Raw genomic sequence first — 21,570 nt, forward strand, 5'->3', positions numbered from 1 at the left:
AAAGAGCTCTTCCGCGGCGGTCTCGATAGACCAGCAGGAAAAGCTCTTTTTGCATTGCTTATCTAACGATGTTAATTCTTAATCATCTAAAATGAGTTGCAGCGGATTACTCCTGTGAAGACGATTCTTCATTCGCGCTGGAGTTTGTTGCTGTACCTTGAAGCAAGGAGTTTAACTCCTCCACTTTTTGTTTAGATTCGCTATCTTCCGCGTTGGCCTGTGCGGCATTAATGCCATGGCTCACCACATCATCACTGCTGTTGGTCGTTGACATTTGAAATCACCTCCTCTAAGTTTCAGCTGATTCGTAAGTAAAGTTAAGATTGCAACTTATACTTATGCATCAACCCTGACAAACGCACTCGTCCTAAAGGACAGCGTAGGCTGTTTATCTTTGACTAACTAAGTATGTCTCTATTTTCCAGTAAACATACAGGCTGTTTATTTGATATTAGAATACAGCAGTTATAAATCATAGGTAAAGACTATAAAGAAAGTCTAATTTAACTATTTCACAAATATCGTAAGGGAGAGCATAATAGAAGAAAATGGAAAGGCGATGATTCGCATATGGGGAAATCATTCGAAGCGCTGCTGCCGGAACATGAAGCATTTATCGCGAAGCAGCACATCTTTTTTGTGGGGTCGGCACCGCTATCGGCGGAAGGGCACGTGAATCTTTCTCCGAAGGGTCATGATGTGCTGCGTATTTTATCAGCGAATGAAGTGGCCTATTTGGACTTAACGGGGAGCGGGAATGAGACTAGTGCGCATCTGGAGGAGAATGGACGAATTACGTTGATGTTCACGGCCGTGGAAGGACCTCCTATGATACTGCGCCTGTACGGGAAGGGGCATGTTGTTTTGCCAGGGACCCCAGCGTGGGAGAAACTATCTCCGCGTTTTACGCTGCTGCCAGGAGCTAGGCAAATCATCGTCGTTCAAGTCCATGAGGTCAAAACATCATGCGGCTACAGTGTTCCCTTTTACAACTATGAAGGAGAGCGGAATACCCTGCAGAACTGGGCGACAAAACAAGGCGAGCAAGGGCTGAATGACTATTGGCAGGCAAAAAACGTAACAAGCATGGACGGACTGCTGACGACACTTGGTCAAAAGTTATCCACAGACACTGTTTAAGATCGCATTTTTTTTATTCAAAATGTTTCCGCAACGCCTCTGGAGCTTCCCGGCTTTTACGCGTCGTGCTATCCATCGTTACGCTGGTGACAAGGGCGTCAGCACACAGTTCACCTTGCTTGTTGAAAATCTCTTGCTTTAGTACATAGCTGGAGCGTCCCATTTTGTCAGGGCGGCAGGTGACCGTTAATTGATCTCCCTGTTTGCATTCTTTTTTATAATTGATGGTGATGTTCACGGTAACGGTTTGAATCCCCATCGCGCCAAAGGTTTCATAGGATAGCTGGGACTGCTCATACCATTCCTCGCGCCCCCATTCCAGGTATTCCAAATATTTGGCATTATTGACGTGTCCATTCACATCAATTTCCGTTGATCTGACGATAATATCCAGCTTGGATTCCATGAAAATGAGCTCCTTCTTTACACCTGACATGGGCAGGTGTTTTTGTTCATTATAGCTCGTCTACGGGTGTGAAAACCAGTTAATGGCTCATATCGCTCCATAATGTGGGTAAACTATGGCTTGCGTGTTTGATGAAAAGTTTTTGCAAACTTGTGACTTTAGTCGTGAGTTAGAAAACTTCGGATAGGGCGTGGCTTTTGCCACGTCAACTATCCGACACATGTTAAGGAAACGGGTACAAACAATGCTGATTAACGAACATATGTGCTATGATGGAATTATATTTCAAGACGAAAGGAGACCGTTTTCACCATGCTGCATCACAAAGCTTACAAATTCCGCATTTACCCAACGCCAGAACAAACAACACTCATTAACAAGACGATTGGATGCAGTCGCTTTGTGTATAATCGTTTTCTAGCCCTATGGAACGACACATACAAAGAGACAGGTAAAGGTTTAAGTTATGGAGCATGCTCTTCTGAACTCACCAAACTAAAACAAGAAATAGACTGGTTGAACGAACCGGACAAATTTTCTCTGCAAAATGCACTGAGGAATTTGAGTGATGCTTACCATCGCTTTTTCAAAAAACAAAACGATGCGCCTACGTTTAAGAGCAAGAAGAATCCTGTACAGTCTTACCAAACTAACTACACAAATGGAAACATTGGAATTGCAGGCAATCAGATCAAGTTACCTAAACTTGGACTTGTGAAGTTTGCCAAAAGCCGTGAAGTCGAAGGCCGTATCCTGAACGCTACGATTAGACGCAATCCATCAGGAAAATATTTTGTATCTGTACTTGCGGAAGCCAACATTCATGAGTTTCCCAAAACAGGCAAAGAAGTTGGTATCGATGTTGGCTTGAAAGATTTTGCAATTCTATCTAACGGCGAAGTGTTCGGCAACCCTAAATTCTTTCGCATACTGGAAGAGAAACTGGCAAGGGCACAGCGTAAACTTTCACGTAGGATGAAAGGCAGCAGCAATTGGAAGAAGCAGCGCATCAGAGTAGCGCGTATTCACGAGAAAGTCACGAATGCTCGTACGGACTACTTGCACAAGATTTCAACGCATATTGTCAAAAATCACGACATCATTGCGATTGAAGATTTGCAAGTATCCAGTATGATGAAAAATCACAAATTGGCCAAAGCAATTAGCGAGGTTTCCTGGTCGATGTTTCGCTCGATGCTGGCGTACAAAGCGAAGTGGTATGGCCAAATAGTTAAGGTTGTGGGCAAAACATTCGCATCATCGCAGCTATGCTCCTGTTGTGGCTATAAGCACAAAGACGTTAAAGACCTAAGATTGCGAGAATGGGACTGTCCCGGTTGTGGAGCCCACCATGATCGAGACTTCAATGCAAGTCTAAATATTCTTGCTGAAGGTAAAAGACTGCTTACTGTGTAATCACCTTACACGAACTGTCGGAACGACAGGGTTAGCTTGGTTACATTTCTCTTCGTTAGAAGGGACTACCCAAGAATCTCGTGACTTTAGTCATGAGAGGTTCAAGATGTCAGTAGATGGGTTAACTTATTTTATCTACATAAAGCTAGGACTAGGAGGCGGTACATTATGGCGCAAGAATATCGCGTTGAAAAGGATACAATGGGGGAAATCAGAGTACCTGTGGATAAGTTGTGGGGGGCTCAGACTCAGCGCAGCTATGAGAATTTCAAGATTGGCACGGAGCGGATGCCGGTGCGGTTAATTGGGGCATTTGCTCTGCTCAAAAAGGCCGCCGCGCAGGTGAATCGCGAGCTAGCCGGGCTAACTCCCGAGAAGGCGGAGGCGATTGCGCAGGCGGCCGATGAAATCGTGGAAGGCCGCTGGAACGACGAGTTCCCGCTCGTCGTCTGGCAGACGGGCAGCGGGACGCAGTCGAACATGAACGTCAACGAGGTGATTGCTCACCGAGGCAGCGAACTGCTGGGGGATGGCGGGGAACGCATACATCCCAACGATGATGTGAATCGTTCGCAGAGCTCGAACGATACGTTTCCTACCGCAATGCATGTCGCTGGCGTTATCGCGGTGGAGCAGGAGCTTTTGCCTGCGCTGGAGCTTCTGCAGGCTACGCTCCACAGCAAGATGACGGCCTTCACCGACATCGTGAAGATCGGCCGCACCCACCTGCAGGACGCCACCCCGCTGACGCTGGGGCAGGAGATCAGCGGTTGGTGGGCGATGCTGGAGCAGACGGCGCGCATGGTGCGCAGCAGCGTCGATACGATGCGCGAGCTGGCGATCGGCGGCACCGCCGTCGGCACCGGGCTGAACGCGCATCCTGAGTTCGGCGCGCGCGTCGCCGAAGCTTTGTCTCGCGAGACGGGCACGCGCTTCGTCTCGGCAGCGAACAAGTATCATGCGCTGACCAGCCATGATCAGATCGTTTACGCCCACGGCGCGCTGAAGGCGCTGGCGGCGAACTTGATGAAGATAGCCAACGATGTGCGGTGGCTATCGAGCGGTCCCCGCTGCGGGATCGGTGAAATCACGATCCCGGAGAACGAGCCCGGCAGCTCGATCATGCCGGGCAAGGTCAACCCCACGCAGAGCGAAGCGATGACGATGGTCGTTTGCCAGGTGATGGGCAACGATGCAGCCATCGGCTTCGCCGCCAGCCAAGGCAACTTCGAGCTGAACGTGTTCAAGCCCGTGATCATACACAATTTCCTGCAGTCCGTGCGTCTGCTGGCTGATAGTATGCGCTCCTTCAACGATAATTGTCTCGTGGGCATGGAGCCAAATCGTGAGGTGATTCAGCGCAACCTCGAGCAATCCCTCATGCTGGTCACAGCGCTCAACCCGTATATCGGGTATGAGAAAGCGGCCAGCATAGCTAAGCAAGCCCATAAAGAAGGGCTGACGCTGAAGGAGTCAGCCGTGCTCAGCGGCTACTTAACGGCAGAGCAGTTTGACAGCTACGTACGTCCGGAAGACATGGTGCATCCGAAAGCAACGTGAAGAGCTATGGGGAGACGGAGGAAGTGTCTCCACCACAAAAGAGGTTGAGCCGCAGTTTAGGACTGCAGCTCAACCTCTTTTTGCGCATGTGCCAAGCCATTTCGTATCGTCTCGCCGATGGGGGGCTTTTTTCAACTATTTGTCCATAACTAGGATCGCTTCTGCCTACTTAACTGCAAAAAGAGAAAGTACATCAAATCCGAGAAAATTCAGCATCAATTTTTCATCTTGATGCAGAAAGTGCATCAAATTCAGCGAAATGGGTCGGATTCATCTGTTTTTGGTAAAGCTACTGCAAAATGCAGCTAACTCCCAAAATCAGCTCTATTCTACGAATTTAACTGCAAAAATGCATGATATGCCCGAAGAAAAGGAATTTGATGTTTTGTGCACCCCCACCCACCCTTTCCCTTCACATGTAGTTATGCATGTTTAATCTTCGTTATATCAACGGAATATAAGAATCAAGTACTCTTAGATATGTAAGCACATACATTTCAGATTACCTGGGAGGTCACATATCAGATGAAAAAATCATTGAAACAATGGGTCGGTGTTGGTACGACAGTTATCATGGCAGCAACGGTTGTTGCAGGATGCGGAAGCACGCCGGAGGCGGCGAAACAGCCAGCAGCTTCACCGGGTGCAACTGCCGCAGCTAACGCGAAGCCTTTTGCAGGAAAGACGATCTCTTTAGTAGCAGCGAACCATCCTTGGGCGGAGGCGATCAAGCCTTTGCTTCCAGACTTCGAGAAGGAAACAGGCATTAAGGTCAATGTGGAGAGCTTCTTCGAGGATCAGCTGACACAGAAATTAACGGTACAATTTACATCCGGTTCTGCGACACCAGACGTTTTCATGTATCGTCCGCTGCAAGAGGGTAAATTATTCTATAAAAACGGTTGGCTTCAACCGCTCGATGATTACGCTCAAAAAGCGAAAAACTATGACTTCGCCGATTTTGCTAAATCCGCTGTTGGTTCCACAACGGTAGATGCTAAGCTAGCTGGTATTCCGATCATCACGGAGCAAGAAATTTTGTACTATCGCAAAGATTTGCTGCAAAAAGCCGGCATCGCTGTACCTAAAACACTAGATGAGCTGCAAGCGGCAGTGAAGAAGCTGCATGATCCGAAAAACGAAATGTACGGCTTTGTGGCTAGGGGCCAACGTTCACCACTAGTTACGCAAGTATCTTCCTACTTGTATTCAGAAGGGGCAGACTTCACGAATGGCGACAAAGCGGCCATTAACACGCCAGAAGCGATCAAAGCATTCACAACATACGGCACTCTACTTAAAGATTATGCGCCTCCAGGCGTACTCAATATGTCTTGGCCGCAAGCTTTCGGTATTTTCGCTCAAGGGAAAGTTGCTTTCTTAACGGATGCGAACTCGCTGTACCAAAATGCGATAGATCCAGCGAAGTCCCAAGTCGCCGACAAAGTTGGTTTTGCTGTTATGCCAGCAGGTAAAGCAGGTTCTAAGCCTTACAGTATTACATCTTGGGGTCTTGCGATGAATGCCAAATCGGGTAATAAAGATGCGACTTGGGCATTCATTGAATGGGCAACAAGCAAAGATATCGTGTTGAAAACGCAGCAAAAAGGGAACCCAGGCGCTCGCGCATCGGTATGGGATAAACCAGAAGGTACGACAGGCTTCCCAGCTGATCTTGTTCCAATCATTAAGGAAAGCTCCAAAAACGGTGTTGACCACGACCGTCCGACAGTAATTAGTGTGGGTGAAGCTCGTGATGCGGTTGGTGAAATCGTACAAAAATGGATGACGGGTGAGACGAACATTCAGCCGGTAGCCGATAAAGCAAATGCAGCTCTGCAAGCAATTATGGATAAAGATAAAACGAAATAAATACCGTATGAATGTTATCAAATGAGGGTCATCTCAAGTGGCCCTCTTCACCCTTTGCATAAGGGTACAATTTTCATCAGGAAGGGTGAATGAAGTCATGCAATACAGTTGGTTTAACCGCAATTTAAAATGGATCTATACACTTCCGGCGGTCATCTTCGTCATGTTGATGATGTTGTTTCCAATCATCTATACATTCCGAATCAGCTTCTATGAGTGGAGCATGTCAGCAACAACACCGCCAATCTTTGTAGGATTGTCAAACTATATTGCCCTATTCAAAGATGAGCGCTTTTGGCATGCAACAGGTTCAACGTTCTACTTCACGATCATGGCCCTTGGGCTTGAAATTATCCTGGGAATCGCTATTGCCTTGCTGTTGTCGAGGGAATTCAAAGGCAAAAACCTCGTAAAAACGGTTTTCCTGCTGCCCATGGTAGCAACACCGGTGGCTATGGGCTTGGTGTGGATGCTCATCTATGAGCCAACCATCGGGATAGCGAATATGATGCTCAAATCGATGGGCTTAAAGCCATTGCTATGGCTAGCTTCGCCTAATCAGGTTATACCTTCGCTTGTTATTGTAGATGTCTGGCAATGGACACCAATGATTGCCCTCATTATTATGGCAGGCTTAGCTACACTGCCAACCGATCCTTATGAGGCGGCGGATGTGGACGGAGCAACAGCGTGGAGAAAATTCGTTTCCATTACGCTGCCCTTGCTGAAACCAACGATTATTGTAGCGGCGATGCTGCGCTTAATCGATGTGCTCAAGACGTTCGATATTATTTATGCAACAACACAAGGTGGACCGAATTTTGCTTCAGAGACATTGAACTTGTATGGTTATGTGCTCGGTTTCCAATACTTTAAGCTGGGTATGGCTTCATCGTTACTTGTTATCTTCTTTGCTCTGGTGATGGGACTGACTTTATTTATGATATGGATGCGCAAACGATTGGAGGGAACCTCATCATGAAGCCAAAGAAGGGCTTAAAAGTTATCCTAACGCTGCTAACGTTCCTCGTCCTAATCGCCTTTGGTTTTCCATTTATCTGGATGTTATTGGCTTCTTTTAAGACACAAGCACAGATTTTATCGACAGGCAATATCTTCTTTTTCAAACCGACTTTTCATAACTATGTCAGTGTTTTCAAAGAGTACAATTTCCTGAAATTTATTTGGAATAGTTTGCTTGTTGCAGCTGGTTCAACGCTATTGTCCCTCATTTTAGGGCTTCCTGCAGCTTACGCGATTGCAAGACATCACCTTCACAAGTTGGGCCTTCTCATCTTAGTTGCGAGAATTATCCCGGGAATCACATTCTTGATTCCTTGGTTCATCCTGTTCTCCAAGATCCATTTGGTAGACACGTATACAGCATTAATTCTTAGTCATATGCTCGTTGGATTACCGTTTATTATTTGGATTATGATCTCCTTTTTCGAGGCGCTTCCTACGGAAATCGAAGAATCAGGGCTTATCGATGGATGTACGCATCATCAAGTGTTTCTACGCATTATTTTGCCTATCTCAGGACCTGGCGTCATTACAGCATCGCTGCTTTCCTTCATCTTTTCGTGGAACAATTTCATGTTCTCGGTGATCTTGGCAGGGGACAAAACAAAAACGTTACCGATCGCTGTGTTTAACTTTATGTCTTATTCCGAAATCAACTGGGGCGCGTTGATGGCTGCTGCCTGCATTATTACACTTCCGGTTCTGATCATTGCTCTAGTGTCACAACGCTACGTGGTAAGCGGACTTTCTGCTGGTGCAGTTAAAGGCTAATAACGAAAGCATAACGAATGCGAGGGCAGTCGTCACCTTTTCTTTGGATGACTTCTCTCGTATAGTTAATTCTAAGTTAGAAAGCTTAGCAGAAGCATGGAAGGTGAGCCCAGCGTGCCGTATAAACTTAATATTTTCAGCAAAATTCTCATTCTATTGGTTCTACTCCTTATCCCTATTGTGCTGCTTTACAGCTATACGAATCGGATAACGAATAACGTAGTTCAAGACCAGATTCAGTCATCAAATTTAAACCAGCTGTCCTTCTTCATGCATCAATTGGATGCGGATGTGGAGCGATTAGCGATGTCTCCCGTTATTCTCGGCAGCGATCCTTACATAAGGGAATTTATCGACAGGAATGCGTCGACTGATTATGACATGCTGAAAGAACAGTCACGGATTATACAGAAGCTTAGCCTCCAAAGTGTCTCCAGCGGATGGGTGAATGAACTGACCATTGCGATTCCACACGGGAAGCAAGTGTTGTCTTCCAGTATTTTCGTAAATGGGACGGATGCTTGGCCTTGGAGTAGCCCGATTAAACGCACATGGACGTATGAGGAACGCAAGGGCGACAATGGGGTTGGGTCGTTCGTTAGGGAAATTAGTGAGCCGATCCGTGCCCAGGTTGCCAGTCAGGCTAATGTACTGTATCAAGTAAGGTTCAGCGCGCAGAATATGATTCAACTGCTGGATGTGTACAAGCAAGATAAACGAAGCGATCCTTTTTTGGTTGATGGGCAAAATAGGGCGATTTTCAACAGCTCGTCGAATCCGTCGATTACCAATACAATTCATGAAAGAATGGCTGGTCAAGGCTTACCGCTTACCGGCCAAGTTCAATTTGAAATCGCTAATCAACAGTATTTGGTCAGCTTTGTCAAATCGGAACAGTTGGGTTGGTACTTGGTGGATTATGTACCTGTGCAGAAGATACTTTCTCCGATTACGATGACGCGTAAATTGTTTTACGTTTCTATTGCTCTGCTGCTTGTGATGAGTATTCTGGCTTCTTTCTTGCTGTATCGCAACGTGCAGATTCCAATTGGCAAGATGATTCAAAGTGTACAGCAAGTGAAGCGAGGCGATTTATCGGCTCGGATTGCGTATAGAGCCAAAAATGAATTTGATTTCCTCATCCAGCGATTCAATGAGATGGCCGAGCAAATTCAAGTGCTTGTTGAAGATGTGTATGCGGAGAAAATCCGTTCACGTGAAGCGACCTTGAAGCAGCTGCAGTCGCAGATTCACCCGCATTTTCTCTATAATTCCTTGTTCTTCATCATCAATTCAGCGGAGATGGAAGATAAAGAATCGGTCGTAGCCATGTCGCAGAATTTAGCTGAGTTTTACCGTTACACGACGAGGGTGGAAAAACAAAGCGTGCGTTTGCAGGAAGAACTGGACTTGGTCGGCCATTATTTAACCATTCAAAACCTACGCATTCACCGGTTGAAATATGAGATATCTGTGCCGGAAGAGATGCTTAACGAGCGGGTTCCCCGACTTATTTTGCAGCCGCTAGTAGAGAATGCCATTGTCCATGGGATTGAGCGCAGCGCAGAGGGTGATCTCATTACGATTACGGGTGAGCAGAAAGACGGATGGAACCGACTGATTGTGGAAGATAACGGCGAAGGGCTGGACGAAGCGGGATTAGATAAGCTGCTTAAACAGCTGGAAGCTCCAATGTCCGATGAGATTGGCTGTGGAACATGGAATGTTCACCACCGATTGTATTATCAGTTCGGGGAAGGCTCCGGGCTTACTTTTGAACGAGTAAATAACGGTGGTTTAAGGGCAGTACTGACTTGGAAACATAATTCCCAGGAGAGTGATCCAGCCACAGAGGTGATAAAACGATGATTCAACTGTTGATTGTCGATGACGAAGCGCATGTCGTGGATCGGCTGCAGTCTACGATTGACTGGGCATCTATTGGGATTGGGCAGGTTTTCAAGGCTTATTCGGGTAAAGAAGCGCTGGAGCTGCTGGGGCAAATGTCGATTGATATCGTGATTACGGACATTCAGATGCCAGGGATCTCCGGCTTGCAATTAATTGCCGAGATCAACCGTCGTTGGGCGAAGACCAAGTGTATTCTCTTGTCCGGTTACTCGGATTTCAACTATGCCAAAGAAGCGATTCTACAGGGCTCGGAGGATTATTTGCTCAAGCCGGTCACGGAACAAGCTTTGCTGGCTACGGTCAGCCGGGTGATGGAAAAGCTGCAGAAGGAATGGGAAGCCGTCATCTCTACGCAGCGTCTTACGTATACATTCAAGGAAAACCTCCCTTTACTTCGAGGGAATTTATTGAGTGATTTACTTCAAGGGCACCAAATATCGGAGCAATCCCTTCGAGAAAAAATGCAGATTCTAGAGCTCCCTGATTACCATGAGCATGCTTGCGTTATGATGATGGTTCGGTTGGAATCGAATTTTCTGGAATATGATACCGGTCATTTATCGTTAATGGAATATGCGATTAGCAATATGGCCCACGAATTATTTTCTGAAAAATTCGATAGCTGGCATACGAAGGATGCTCATGATTATTTGGTATTCGTGATGAAGCATAAGCAGGAGACACCCGACAAGGAAGAAGCTGCTTGGCTGGAACGAACCGCTTCTGTGCTTCAATCGGCGGTGAAGAATTATTTGAAAGGCAAAATTTCCATCCTTCTGAGCAGTTGGGGCGAGTTCCCGGCCGAAATAAATGCGCTGTACAATAGCTCGCTTAGCGCCTTTCGCAAACGTATCGGGAGTGAGCACGAGCTGTTCATGCGGCTTGGCGATGAATCTGTTCAGACCGAACTGTCAGCCTTGCAAAGGCTATATGAGCCTCCAACGCTCAATCACTTGCTGGAAGCAGCAAGATGGGAAGATACCGAGGAAAAGTTGTCTCAGATTTTTGATGAAATGGAAGTCAGATTTTCCGAATCGCAAGAACATCTTTTAGAGGTTTATTTCTCGATCGCATCCGCTTTTGCTTACATTGCACATAAGAATGGCCGGCAGCTGCATCAGCTCATTGGCGGTGATTACGACCGGATGATGGAAGGTATACCGTTTCGTACGGTGAACCAGCTGCGCGAGTGGTCGATCCGTTCCTTAAGGCGTATGAAGGAGGATATGGATCAAGAAAGGCAAGACAGCCGTGCAACGCTGATCAAGGATATCAGGTCTTTCATCGATCAGCATCTGGCTAGCGACGTCTCCTTACAATCGATTGCCGATCATGTGTACATGCATCCGGTGTATGTCTCGAAGATCTACAAGCTCGAAACGGGTGAAAATTTAAGCGACTACGTCAATCATGCACGGATGGATAAAGCCGCTTATCTGCTGAAGAATGGTCAGGATAAGATTTATGAAATCGCCACACAGCTTGGCTATCAGCGCCCGCATTCCTTTAACCATGCGTTCAAGAAGCATTATGGCATGACTCCGCAAGAGTACCGAGATCAATATTCGTAGCGAATAAATCATCGCTGATTGGTGAGAGGAGTTTGGTCTCGCCCGGTGAATTTCAACAGGGAATAGAGGAGGACGATGATCATGAAAATTACGAAGCTGGAACTGTTTAAGGTGCCGCCAAGATGGTTATTTCTGAAAATCGAAACGGATGAAGGCATTACGGGATGGGGAGAGCCCGTCGTCGAGGGCAAAGCGGATACAGTTGCTGCCGCGGTGATGGAAATGAGCGATCATATCATTGGCAGGGATCCGATGCGGATCGAGGATATGTTCCAAGTGCTGTACCGCGGGGGCTTTTACCGCGGAGGACCGATCTTGACCAGCGCCATCTCAGGCATTGAGCAAGCGCTTTGGGACATTAAGGGCAAATTCTACAATGCGCCCGTCTATGATCTGCTTGGCGGCGCTTGCCGCGACAAGACGCGCGTCTATTCGTGGATCGGCGGGGACCGTCCGAGCGACGTAGGTCAAGCGGCCAAGCAGCAGGCCGCGGCTGGATTTACGGCGGTGAAAATGAACGCCACCGAGGAAATGCACTACATCGACTCCATCAGCAAAGTGGATGAAGCGATTGCCCGCATTGCCGCGGTACGCGAAGCCGTCGGCAAAGATGTTGGCATCGGCATCGATTTCCACGGCCGCGTGCACAAGTCGATGGCCAAAATCATCGTCAAGGAACTAGAGCCGTACCGGCCTATGTTCATTGAGGAGCCTGTTTTGCCCGAGAATAATGAAGCGCTTAAGGAGATCGCTCGCTACACCTCGTGTCCGATCGCCACGGGCGAGCGGATGTATACGCGCTGGGGCTTCAAAGAGCTGCTGGCCCAAGGCATCGTGGACATTATCCAACCTGATCTTTCCCATGCGGGAGGCATCTTGGAAACACGCAAAATCGCCGCGATGGCGGAAGCCTACGATATAGCCATTGCGCCGCATTGTCCGCTAGGCCCTATCGCTTTGGCAGCATGCCTTCAGCTGGATACGTGCTCTCCGAATGCTTTCATTCAGGAGCAAAGCCTCGGCATTCACTACAATCAAGGCAGTGACTTGCTTGATTATTTGAAAGATCCTTCTGTGTTTAAATATGAAGAAGGCTTCGTAGCCAATCTAACTGCGCCAGGTCTTGGGATCGAGATCAATGAAGATAAAGTAAGAGAGATGGCTGCGATTGGTCATAACTGGAAAAATCCCGTTTGGCGCCAAGCCGATGGTACGGTAGCCGAGTGGTAAGTGGAACAACAGGAAAGAGCATGAATGAGCCTCAATTCCATTTTCATGGAATTGAGGCTCTCTTTGTTTTTGTATAGGAAATTATGATTTTCGCAGTTTGTGGATTAGGTGCTTAATCTGCAAAAAAACGCGAAAGCTTGATGCTACGCGGTTTTTTTTAAGTTATGGCCGGTTCTTTCATTATTCTTTTATTTGACTGTAGTATACTCACATTATGAAAGTTCCGCTTTATGGGATTCGAGGTTTTCGTAACCCGTTTGATGAACGGAAAATTGAATGTATGGGGGAGACAGCAATGAAAAGAACAACTATTGGAACAACAACTTTAGGATTATTGGTGGGGGTCGTAGCGGGGGCGGGCATCATGCTCAATGATACCGCGCACGATTCCGTTAAGCAGGCAATCGGGCAAGGTGCTACGAACAATGCGGTTGTAGCTGGCGTAGGTGGTATTACGCCAGTCAATGTGTCTAACATGGATCTGGAAACAGCGATGCAGGCTGTGCAAGCTAACCGCGCCGCTGCGTTGGAAAACCAGCTGAAAGACCAAATGGATTCAATAAAAAAGCGGAATGAGGACATCGCCGGATTGAACGATACACTGGCGAAGGTGATGGCACTGCAATCAGGAAATGCTCCCTATACGTTGGCAGCAGACTTAAAAACGAAATTGCAGCAAGCAGGCGCTTCAAACGCTTCCAAAGCGACCTTAACTGCTGACGAATTGAAAACAACGATAACTGAGATAAAAGGTAAAATCGACTCGTTAAATAACACTCAGCAGATGGATATGCTCAGAATGCAAAGTTTAACCAACAAGCGCAACGAAGCTTTTGAGACTATGACCAATTTTATCGAGAAAATGAAAGCTAACAGAGACAAAGCCATCGGAACTATGAGATAATTGACTATAAAGCAATACCAATAACAGGAATCTGCCGAAGCGGGTTCCTTTTTTATGCTAGGAGCGATCGTAAGCTGATGGGGAATATTCCCGATGTATTAAGAAATCATACGCTGCTGCACGGGGTCCCGGAGCATGAATTAGCAGCAGCCACCTCAACGATGCAGATGGTGTCCTACGCGGATAAGACAACGATTCTTAAAGAAGGCGCAGTCGGGGATGACTGCTTTTTCATCCTATCGGGCGAGATCAGCGTGACGGCCCGCGGTCTGATAGGAAGCAGTGTCCGTTTGGCTACGCTCGGCCCTGGCGCGCTCATCGGAGAGATGGCGTTGCTCACCTCCGAGCGGCGTACGGCGACGATACGCGCCGTAGGTGAGGTCCAAGCACTGCGTCTTGACCGTGAGGCGTTTCGGACGCTTGCTGCGCTAAGTCCGCTTTTTCACGAGAGCCTAACCTATTCGGCTCGCATTAGGGACATTCACGGCCTGCTCAGCAAGGCGTCGATCTGGTCGAGCCTACCCGACTCGGAACTGCGGGGGTTGGCGGAGGTCACGGTGCTGCGGACCGTGAAGCAGGGCCAAGTCATTGTTTACGAGAATGATGCCTCAAATATGTTTTATACGATCGGCTCCGGCAGCTTCGAGGTCCGTTCATCAGGGAAGCGTGTAGCCGTACTTCACCAGGGCGACTATTTCGGTGAGATTGCACTGCTGACGGGTGTATCTACAACGGCAACGATTACAGCACTTGAGGACGGCAAGCTGTTAGCACTTGGAGAAGAGGAATTCCGATTTACGTTGATGCGGCACGAACCGGTGAAGCGGCAGTTCCTGGCAGCCCTGCGTATTCGCAGGCCGGATATCGCAGATATCGCCATCAGGCAATGGATGCCGGATTCGGAACAACCCGAACAAGTCGCCTCTGCCGGGCAGAAATGGCTTCGGCCGCCGGCACAGCAGCGCTGGATCGATGTGCTAATGGCGATGGGCGGCTTGTTTCTGGTCGCAACGCTGCTGTCCGTTTGGCTGAAGGGCGCGATATGGACTTATGCCGCTTTGGTGACGGGCTGTCTGGCAGGACCGGTCAGCTTCGTCGCCTATGCCAGAAGCTCGCAACTGCTGGGCTATCGCATAAGCCGGCTGCTTGGCGTTTTTGTAACATCAGCAGCCATCGCCTTACCGCTGGCCATGCTGCTGGAGAAAAGCTGGTTGTTCGCAAAAGGGCCGGACGCGTATACATTTACTCAGCTTCATCTACCGATTGCCGTCGCTTTAATCGAAGAGGCATCGAAACTGCTGATTTGCTATTTCTTCCTGCGCAGCAAGCGGCAGCGTTTCCGAATGGATGCGGTCGTCTTTGGCGCCGCAGCGGGCATGGGCTTCGCTGCCGTTGAAAATATGATCTATGGCTGGGCTTTTCTCGGAACGGGAGAGACCGGCAGTATGCTTGCTGTCTTATGGTTGAGAGCCTTGCTATCACCATTTGGGCACGGAACGTGGACGGCTATTGCGGCAGCAGGCATTGGGATCGGATTGTCGAAGGTCTCGACATCGTCTGGCAAGTTAAGCGTATGGCTAAAGGTGGCGGGACTGGTTAGCGCGAGCATTCTGCTGCACACGCTCTGGGACTTCCAATTCGCAAGCGGACCGCTGAGGGTGGTTGGCATGGCTGTAGTCGGTGCAGCTGGGCTCCTGTTGCTATTCCTGCTTATCCGTTCCGGCACGGTGGAAGAAATACAAGCGTTGACGCTGCTGAATCCGGCACTGAGCGCGGACCGGTTGATAGACGATGCGGGGGAAGAGGAGGTGGACGTCGATCGTCCGCTAAACTGCCTAGCGTGTGACACGCAGTGCCCGCCAAAGACACGGTATTGTCCGCGCTGCGGGCAGTCACTTCGGGTGGAGGCCGCGCGGAATTGACGCCTCTTGGTATAGTAGTGGTTCTGATGCGGGGCTGCTATCACTGAGCGCCAAATTGATCGGCAGCAAAAAAATCAGATTAACGCTTGAAAAGGGACTATCCGCAGGCATGAATGATGCCGGATAATAGTCCCTTTTTTTGCTATAAATCAACAGTTCTTGTTGCTATTTTTCCGGCTTCTTAGACTCTGTTGGCGGGCTTCGGCTCGCATAGATCTGGCTTTAAGTGTGGTTTTCGCGCTTATTCTTTTATCCTTGAGCTACTGAATCGGATCAGGAATCAGATTCTTTTCCAACAGCTCACTATTCGTCTTCATATGTTTCATTTCATTACCCAGCTTCCTTATCTCATCCATATCCTGCGCCATAGAGCCGTTGTTGGCTTCTGACAAGGATCTGCCTGCTGAACCGTTACAGAGCCGCTCTAATTCAATTAGTTTATCCAGAGCAGTTCGGCGAACTTGCAGAGGAACGAATTCATTCTCTTGAAAGTCGGCTTCATGGAAATGTACGGTGGTATTCCCGTGCTCAGAGGTGAATGTGGTTAACGTGAGCGGGTAGGCGGCTGATGTAGCATCGTTGTAAATATCGAGTTTATAGACCGATTTCTCCGTGTACTCGATACGTTCTAACCCTAAATCAGTTAACTGTTGATGAAGTGTTCTTTTATCCATTGTAATTCCTCCTTTCCTGCTTGCGTCAAAACGTAGGCCGTCCTTACGAATCTATGTGATGTGGTACCCTTAATGTTGATTGTTCTGGTAAGTTGTTTTGGCAGACTGTAAAGACTCAGCTACAAGCTGTTTGCTTTCTTTAGCCTTATCAATGGCTTCTGTTGCTTGATGGCTAACGGAGCTCGCCATATCCTTAGTTTTCTCACTGACTGCTGAAGCAACTTCCTGCGTCTTCTCACTTACAGCTGACGCGATATCTTGTGTTTTGTCACTTACGGTTGAGACTATTTCCTGTGTTTTCTGACCTACAGCGGAAGCCAATTGGCTTGTTTTATCATTGAACGTGCGATACGTATTCGACAAGTCTTCACGCAGCTCCGACCCTGCTTTAGGGGCTAATAACAATGAGGTTATCGCGCCGACAGCGCCGCCGATTACTAAACCTAACAATAGTCCGCCTTTGTTTGTTCCGACTGCTTCACTCATGAGTCATCTCTCCTTTAGTTTGGGTGATTTGGTGTTGCCATGCTTCATACTAGGATGTAACCTTCTTTGTTTATTTTGAAACACAAAAAGCTCATTTTTATTTCAGTTTCATTATATAAGCAAGGAAGTCCAAGTATCGTTGTGATTGAATTTTTTTCAAGTGGGTAGTAGATAAAATAAACGATTCAACATGTTGGATAATAAATTATGGTAAACTACGATGAGGGTTTCCGTTAACTTTTACCCGAAAGGGGTTTTTTAAGCCATGAGCATCGTGATCGTAGATGATAACGCGACGAATTTACTTATTATTGAAAAAATCCTGCTTAAAGCCGGTTACACCGATTTAGCCATGGTGTCTTCTGCCAGAGAGCTGTATCAATTATTAGATATGGATTCACCAAGCACGGTCGAAGTGCCGGTTGATTTGATTTTGATGGATATGATGATGCCGGAAATTGATGGGGTGGAAGCATGCCGAACAGTTCAAGCCGATGAAAGGTTCAAAGATATTCCGATTATTTTCGTAACGGCGATGGGGGATTCCAATAAGCTGGCTGAAGCGCTGGATGCCGGTGCACTCGATTATGTGATGAAGCCGATTAATAAGGTGGAGCTGCTTGCGCGTATTCGATCTACGCTCCGCCTGAAATATGAAAAGGATTGGCACAAAGAGCGGGACAAACGGATTAAGTATGAGCTCGATTTGGCCAAACAAGTGCAGCTTAGTGTGCTGAGCAGCCCCATTCAGGAGGAGCATATCCAGATCTCAGCGGTCTATAAGCCCTCTTCTGAGCTCGCGGGTGACTTCTATGCCTGGTATCCGATTGGACCGAATCGGCATGGGATTATTTTGCTGGATATGATGGGACACGGCATTTCATCTTCGCTTGTCTGCATGTATATTTATTCCGCTTTGAAGGATACCATCACGAACATTTGTGATCCGGACGGCGTGATGCGTGAACTGAATGGGCGGATGAATCAGCTGCATCAATCCGATAACCTGATTAATTATTATTTTACGGCGATATACATGGTCCTGGATACGGAACTGCGCACGATTGAGTATGTGAATGCCGGACATCCTGCTGGCATCGCGCTTCTGGATGGTGAAGTGAAATTACTGACAGAAGGCTGTTGTGCTCTTGGCTTTTTTGAGGGGATTGAGATTACCAAAGGTGTTATTCCTTATGAGAAGGAAGCACGGATTGTCTTGTTTACAGACGGTCTGTCGGAGTGGCTTGATGATGAGCAGGAGGACGGCATCACCAAAATCATGGGAAGCTTGAAGGAGACGACGACGCACGATCCCGACGGCTTGGTTGAGCGCATTTATCCGTATGCGAAAACGGGTGCTCCACAGGACGATATGTGCTTGGTTATGATAACGACGTAGTTGTTATCGATGAGAAACATCGTCTCACGCCAACATATAGGCGAAGAAGGTTTATATCTATAACAAACGCACAAGTTTGATCCCAAAATGGGAATAAAACTTGTGCGTTTTTTGTTTCAACAGACAGGCTAGCGTGTAATAAGGAGTATGAGTTCAACACGTTGGGAGGAATTGGGATGACGACATTGGCATCGGAAGCCAGTTCAGACGCTTTGTATTTGTTACATGAGGGTACGCAGTATCAAAGTTATCATTTTCTGGGTTCCCATGTGGAAGAGCGCAGCGGTCAGATGGGAGTTAACTTCGCCGTTTGGGCGCCAAATGCCAAGCAGGTTAACGTTTCAGGCAGCTTCAATGGATGGAATGGCAGCAATCACCAGATGTCGCTATCAGATGGCGTATGGACGCTGTTCATTCCGGAACTTGGTGAAGGCACGCTATATAAATATGAAATTGTCACATTGGATGATGAATGCTATCTAAAATCTGATCCGTATGCCTTTCATTCTGAGCTTCGACCCGGAACGGCTTCGATTGTGACCTCATTGGAAGGTTACGAATGGCAGGACGAGGAGTGGCTGGCGAACAACACGTCCAACCAATTTCTACAACAGCCGCTCCTTATCTACGAGGTGCATTTGGGCAGTTGGAAGCGCAAGGAAGACGGCGGATTTTACAGTTATGTGGAATTAGCTGACGAGTTAGTTGACTATGTGCACGAACGGGGTTACACCCATATTGAGCTGATGCCGCTAGAGGAACATCCTCTAGATGCGTCTTGGGGCTATCAGGTTACCAACTATTTCTCGGTGACGAGCCGATTTGGATCGCCGAAGGACTTCATGTACTTCGTAGACCGCTGTCATCAGAAGGGGATTGGCGTCATTATGGACTGGGTGCCCGCACATTTTTGCAAAGATGCTCACGGCTTGACTCGATTCGATGGGACACCGCTGTATGAATATGCAGACAGCCGAAAGGGTGAACATCCGACTTGGGGGACACAGGTATTCGATTATGCGAAGCCCGAGGTGCTTAGTTTCTTAATCTCCAATGCCCTATTTTGGATGGATGTCTATCATATGGATGGGTTAAGAGTGGATGCGGTTTATAGCATATTATCGCTGAATTTTGATCGGGAAGAAAAGGATCGGATTGTGAATGAACAGGGCGGCGAGGAGAATCTTGAAGGAATTGCGTTCCTCCAGAAGCTGAATGCCGTCGTATTCTCTAGGTATCCCAATGCCCTGATGATGGCGGAGGATACGAGCTCTTACCCAGGCGTAACCGCTCCCGTCGAGAATGGCGGACTAGGTTTTAATTACAAATGGAACTTAGGCTTTACGTGGAACACACTTGCATATATGAAGAAAAACCAGGATGAACGCAGCAGTCAGGAAGATCAATTGACGAATTCGCTGCTAAATGCTTGGGATGAGAATGATATTCTCCCCTATGCGCATGATGAAGTGGTTCACTCCAGCAAATCCCTTCTCGGTAAAATGTCAGGTGACGACAACTGGCAGCGGTTCGCTAATCTGCGAGTACTGTACAGCTATATGATGGGACATCCGGGCAAAAAGCTGCTTTTTATGGGAAATGAATTCGGTCAGATCGATGATTGGAATTCGGAAGCTTCGCTGGAATGGGATTTATTGAAATTCGAAGAACATCAGCAATTTGAGCATTTTGTGAAAACGATGAATCACTTCTACATAGCGGAGCGAGCCTTATGGGAGTTGGATTATGAACCGAGCGGCTTCGAACCGATTAACGCTGAGGATAAAAGCGATGGTCTGGTGTCTTTCATTCGGAACTCGGAAAACGGTGATGAACAGCTCGTCATCCTTTGTAATTTCAAGACCGAGGTACATGAAGGGTATCGATTAGGGTTGATGAGGCCCGGTCGTTATCAGGAGGTCTTCAATAGTGATAGGCAAGAATTCGGCGGATCGGGCGTGACGAACGACAATACGCTGGTCACCGAAGAGTGGACATGTCAGGATTGTCCGCACAGCATAACTGTTTCGATACCTCCCCTAGCAGCAATCGTACTCAAATATATCCCTTCGGAAGGATGAGATGACTATGAAAAAGCAGGAATGTGTAGCCATGCTATTAGCTGGCGGTGAAGGTACTAGACTGGGGCCTTTAACTAAAAATATCGCTAAACCGGCTGTTCATTTTGGCGGAAAATACAGAATTATCGACTTTACTTTGAGCAATTGCCGTAATTCCGGTATCGATACGATCGGTGTACTGACGCAGTACAAGCCAGCAGTTTTGCATGCTCATATTGGCAATGGGGATGCCTGGGATATGACGAGCGAAAGCGGCGGCATCTCCATTCTGGAAAGGCAGGTTGGCGCGCCGAATGCTTATTCGGGGACAGCGGATGCCATTTATCAAAACATTTCCTATCTTCGTGCACATGATCCAAGCTACGTGTTAATTATTTCTGGCGACCATATTTATAATATGGATTACAGAGCTATGATCGAGCATCATAAAGCTTCCGGTGCCGCTGCAACGCTTTCGGTTACTCCAGTGAGATGGGAAGAGGCAAGCCGGTTCGGCATTATGAGTACGGACGAGCATTACCGGATTACTGGATTTGTTGAGAAACCACCCAAACCTGATAGCAACCTAGCTTCGATGGGTGTTTATATATTTAATTGGGATGTGCTTAAGGCATGTTTGGAACAGGATGCGAAAGATATGGCGTCTAGTCATGATTTTGGTCATGACATTATCCCCGGACTGCTGGCAGCAGGGGCCCATTTATCCGCTTATCCATTTGAAGGGTATTGGAAAGATGTCGGTACGATCGAAAGCCTTTGGGAATCCCATATGGATTTGCTTGGTTATACGCCAAGGCTGCTATTGGATCAAGATACATGGCCTGTGCTGACCCAAGAGCGTGATCTTCCGAAAAGCCATGTCTCACTAGTTGCCAGAGTGAACAATGCGGTAATAGGAGATGGCGCAGCCATTTATGGGAATGTAAGTCATTCCGTTCTATTTGATGGCGTTAGGGTTGGTGAACATAGTAGGGTCTTGAACAGTGTCATCATGCCGGGTGTTCAGATTGGAAAAAATGCACTTATTCTTAATGCCATTATTGGAGAAGGATCCATTATCAAAGATGGAGCTATTGTTGGTAAGCCAGGAGGTGTAGAGATTACTGCGGTAGGTGAAAAAACAGTGGTAGGACGCCACTATCCAGCTGTGATACCAGCTAAGCTGACGGATACAAGGCTGAATTTTGGTTAATTGAGGAGGAGT

General features: G+C 47.5%; 18 protein-coding genes and 1 pseudogene. 15 read left to right on the top strand and 4 right to left on the bottom strand.

The features are described 5' to 3' along the window. Window positions 1–106 precede the first annotated feature (106 nt). The gene (locus tag NYR53_RS02315; protein WP_156410927.1) at window positions 107–274 is read right to left on the bottom strand and encodes a hypothetical protein; all 168 of its coding nucleotides are present in this window, start codon (window positions 272–274) and stop codon (window positions 107–109) included. Window positions 275–570: 296 nt separating this feature from the next. Here NYR53_RS02315 and NYR53_RS02320 point away from each other — a divergent pair, with 296 nt between their 5' ends. Then, window positions 571–1,140 carry a pyridoxamine 5'-phosphate oxidase family protein gene (locus NYR53_RS02320; RefSeq protein WP_261303751.1) on the top strand — a complete coding sequence of 190 codons (570 nt, stop codon included), beginning with the start codon at window positions 571–573 and terminating at the stop codon, window positions 1,138–1,140. A gap of 13 nt (window positions 1,141–1,153) precedes the next feature. Here the strand turns inward: NYR53_RS02320 and NYR53_RS02325 are convergent, their stop codons facing one another. Next, on the bottom strand, window positions 1,154–1,546 hold the full coding sequence (locus NYR53_RS02325) for an acyl-CoA thioesterase (RefSeq protein ID WP_171644438.1): 393 nt from the start codon (window positions 1,544–1,546) through the stop codon (window positions 1,154–1,156). 312 nt (window positions 1,547–1,858) lie between these two features. Between NYR53_RS02325 and tnpB the strand changes: the two genes are divergently transcribed. From tnpB to NYR53_RS02380, 11 genes and pseudogenes are all read left to right on the top strand, one after another. Then, a complete protein-coding gene (gene tnpB / locus NYR53_RS02330) occupies window positions 1,859–2,962 on the top strand; it encodes an IS200/IS605 family element RNA-guided endonuclease TnpB (protein WP_261303752.1) in 1,104 nt (367 codons plus the stop codon). A gap of 168 nt (window positions 2,963–3,130) precedes the next feature. Continuing rightward, window positions 3,131–4,522 carry a class II fumarate hydratase gene (gene fumC, locus NYR53_RS02335; protein WP_261303753.1) on the top strand — a complete coding sequence of 464 codons (1,392 nt, stop codon included), beginning with the start codon at window positions 3,131–3,133 and terminating at the stop codon, window positions 4,520–4,522. Between the two features lie 525 nt (window positions 4,523–5,047). Beyond that, window positions 5,048–6,394 (top strand): ABC transporter substrate-binding protein, encoded by a 1,347-nt coding sequence (locus NYR53_RS02340; RefSeq protein WP_261303754.1) that lies wholly within the window; start codon window positions 5,048–5,050, stop codon window positions 6,392–6,394. Window positions 6,395–6,491: 97 nt separating this feature from the next. Beyond that, complete coding sequence (locus NYR53_RS02345) at window positions 6,492–7,376, top strand: carbohydrate ABC transporter permease (protein WP_261303755.1); 885 nt, start codon at window positions 6,492–6,494, stop codon at window positions 7,374–7,376. Further along, window positions 7,373–8,188: a carbohydrate ABC transporter permease gene (locus tag NYR53_RS02350; protein WP_261303756.1), complete on the top strand. Its 816-nt coding sequence runs from the start codon at window positions 7,373–7,375 to the stop codon at window positions 8,186–8,188. Before NYR53_RS02345 ends, NYR53_RS02350 begins: the two co-directional genes overlap by 4 nt. A 114-nt stretch (window positions 8,189–8,302) precedes the next feature. Then, complete coding sequence (locus NYR53_RS02355; RefSeq protein WP_261303757.1) at window positions 8,303–10,057, top strand: sensor histidine kinase; 1,755 nt, start codon at window positions 8,303–8,305, stop codon at window positions 10,055–10,057. Then, window positions 10,054–11,670 (top strand): response regulator, encoded by a 1,617-nt coding sequence (locus NYR53_RS02360; RefSeq protein WP_261303758.1) that lies wholly within the window; start codon window positions 10,054–10,056, stop codon window positions 11,668–11,670. Before NYR53_RS02355 ends, NYR53_RS02360 begins: the two co-directional genes overlap by 4 nt. Window positions 11,671–11,751: 81 nt before the next feature. After that, window positions 11,752–12,900 (top strand): galactonate dehydratase, encoded by a 1,149-nt coding sequence (dgoD, locus tag NYR53_RS02365; protein WP_261303759.1) that lies wholly within the window; start codon window positions 11,752–11,754, stop codon window positions 12,898–12,900. A 295-nt stretch (window positions 12,901–13,195) separates the two neighbouring features. Next, window positions 13,196–13,804 carry a hypothetical protein gene (locus NYR53_RS02370; protein WP_261303760.1) on the top strand — a complete coding sequence of 203 codons (609 nt, stop codon included), beginning with the start codon at window positions 13,196–13,198 and terminating at the stop codon, window positions 13,802–13,804. Between the two features lie 167 nt (window positions 13,805–13,971). Further along, window positions 13,972–14,217: pseudogene (locus tag NYR53_RS02375) on the top strand (cyclic nucleotide-binding domain-containing protein); the annotation flags it as partial. 129 nt (window positions 14,218–14,346) lie between these two features. Beyond that, window positions 14,347–15,726 carry a PrsW family glutamic-type intramembrane protease gene (locus tag NYR53_RS02380; RefSeq protein ID WP_261306252.1) on the top strand — a complete coding sequence of 460 codons (1,380 nt, stop codon included), beginning with the start codon at window positions 14,347–14,349 and terminating at the stop codon, window positions 15,724–15,726. 260 nt (window positions 15,727–15,986) lie between these two features. Here NYR53_RS02380 and NYR53_RS02385 read toward each other — a convergent pair whose 3' ends face one another. Together NYR53_RS02385 and NYR53_RS02390 are read right to left on the bottom strand one after the other, a co-directional pair. Further along, window positions 15,987–16,400, bottom strand: a complete 414-nt coding sequence (locus NYR53_RS02385) for a hypothetical protein (RefSeq protein WP_261303761.1) — start codon at window positions 16,398–16,400, stop codon at window positions 15,987–15,989. Window positions 16,401–16,469: 69 nt separating this feature from the next. Further along, complete coding sequence (locus NYR53_RS02390; RefSeq protein ID WP_261303762.1) at window positions 16,470–16,886, bottom strand: YtxH domain-containing protein; 417 nt, start codon at window positions 16,884–16,886, stop codon at window positions 16,470–16,472. 265 nt (window positions 16,887–17,151) lie between these two features. Between NYR53_RS02390 and NYR53_RS02395 the strand changes: the two genes are divergently transcribed. From NYR53_RS02395 to NYR53_RS02405, 3 genes are all read left to right on the top strand, one after another. Then, window positions 17,152–18,285: a PP2C family protein-serine/threonine phosphatase gene (locus NYR53_RS02395; RefSeq protein WP_261303763.1), complete on the top strand. Its 1,134-nt coding sequence runs from the start codon at window positions 17,152–17,154 to the stop codon at window positions 18,283–18,285. A 176-nt stretch (window positions 18,286–18,461) separates the two neighbouring features. Further along, entirely contained in the window at window positions 18,462–20,366 is a 1,905-nt protein-coding gene (gene glgB, locus NYR53_RS02400) for a 1,4-alpha-glucan branching protein GlgB (RefSeq protein WP_261303764.1), read from the top strand. A 7-nt stretch (window positions 20,367–20,373) separates the two neighbouring features. Then, window positions 20,374–21,558, top strand: coding sequence for a glucose-1-phosphate adenylyltransferase (locus NYR53_RS02405; RefSeq protein ID WP_261303765.1), 1,185 nt, complete (start codon window positions 20,374–20,376; stop codon window positions 21,556–21,558). Window positions 21,559–21,570 lie beyond the last annotated feature (12 nt).

Origin of the sequence: Paenibacillus andongensis, assembly GCF_025369935.1 — a bacterium.
Taxonomy (GTDB): Bacteria; Bacillota; Bacilli; order Paenibacillales; family NBRC-103111; genus Paenibacillus_E; species Paenibacillus_E andongensis.

Excerpts from the sequence above, each read along its gene's own strand:
- NYR53_RS02390 (WP_261303762.1), bottom strand. The coding sequence starts at position 16,886 with ATGAGTGAAGCAGTCGGAACAAACAAAGGCGGACTATTGTTAGGTTTA.
- NYR53_RS02395 (WP_261303763.1), top strand. The coding sequence starts at position 17,152 with ATGAGCATCGTGATCGTAGATGATAACGCGACGAATTTACTTATTATT.
- tnpB (WP_261303752.1), top strand. The coding sequence starts at position 1,859 with ATGCTGCATCACAAAGCTTACAAATTCCGCATTTACCCAACGCCAGAA.
- NYR53_RS02370 (WP_261303760.1), top strand. The coding sequence starts at position 13,196 with ATGAAAAGAACAACTATTGGAACAACAACTTTAGGATTATTGGTGGGG.
- NYR53_RS02340 (WP_261303754.1), top strand. The coding sequence starts at position 5,048 with ATGAAAAAATCATTGAAACAATGGGTCGGTGTTGGTACGACAGTTATC.
- glgB (WP_261303764.1), top strand. The coding sequence starts at position 18,462 with ATGACGACATTGGCATCGGAAGCCAGTTCAGACGCTTTGTATTTGTTA.
- NYR53_RS02320 (WP_261303751.1), top strand. The coding sequence starts at position 571 with ATGGGGAAATCATTCGAAGCGCTGCTGCCGGAACATGAAGCATTTATC.
- NYR53_RS02315 (WP_156410927.1), bottom strand. The coding sequence starts at position 274 with ATGTCAACGACCAACAGCAGTGATGATGTGGTGAGCCATGGCATTAAT.
- dgoD (WP_261303759.1), top strand. The coding sequence starts at position 11,752 with ATGAAAATTACGAAGCTGGAACTGTTTAAGGTGCCGCCAAGATGGTTA.
- NYR53_RS02405 (WP_261303765.1), top strand. The coding sequence starts at position 20,374 with ATGAAAAAGCAGGAATGTGTAGCCATGCTATTAGCTGGCGGTGAAGGT.
- fumC (WP_261303753.1), top strand. The coding sequence starts at position 3,131 with ATGGCGCAAGAATATCGCGTTGAAAAGGATACAATGGGGGAAATCAGA.
- NYR53_RS02350 (WP_261303756.1), top strand. The coding sequence starts at position 7,373 with ATGAAGCCAAAGAAGGGCTTAAAAGTTATCCTAACGCTGCTAACGTTC.
- NYR53_RS02360 (WP_261303758.1), top strand. The coding sequence starts at position 10,054 with ATGATTCAACTGTTGATTGTCGATGACGAAGCGCATGTCGTGGATCGG.
- NYR53_RS02385 (WP_261303761.1), bottom strand. The coding sequence starts at position 16,400 with ATGGATAAAAGAACACTTCATCAACAGTTAACTGATTTAGGGTTAGAA.
- NYR53_RS02345 (WP_261303755.1), top strand. The coding sequence starts at position 6,492 with ATGCAATACAGTTGGTTTAACCGCAATTTAAAATGGATCTATACACTT.
- NYR53_RS02325 (WP_171644438.1), bottom strand. The coding sequence starts at position 1,546 with ATGGAATCCAAGCTGGATATTATCGTCAGATCAACGGAAATTGATGTG.